General features: G+C 57.0%; 1 protein-coding gene. It reads right to left on the bottom strand.

The features are described from left to right. Positions 1-258 (bottom strand): IS3 family transposase (locus tag ACLHZ1_RS20815; protein ID WP_427263565.1); only part of this gene is annotated, 258 nt, incomplete at both ends.

The following is a 258-nucleotide window of genomic DNA, read 5'->3' as shown; positions in this document are numbered from 1 at the left end:
GCTGCAAGAGGTTCGGGGCGATATGGCCGTACGTCCCCTTGTACGACCGATATTTCTTGCGGCGCAGGTTAGAGGCAAGGTCCTGTTTTCGCATGAGTTTACGCACGGTTTTATGGTTGAGAGGGCACCCCTCATTGCGCAGCGCCAGGGTGATCCGCCGATAACCATAGCGCCCCTTGTGGTGATGAAACAGCGCCTTGACCCGTTGCGCTTCATGCTCATAGGTCACTGTGCGGGTACCCGATTTCACCTGCCAGT

This window comes from Aeromonas sobria (assembly GCF_050266975.1).
GTDB classification, from domain to species: Bacteria; Pseudomonadota; Gammaproteobacteria; order Enterobacterales; family Aeromonadaceae; genus Aeromonas; species Aeromonas sobria_B.
This window is presented reverse-complemented; position numbering and strand designations above follow the sequence as displayed.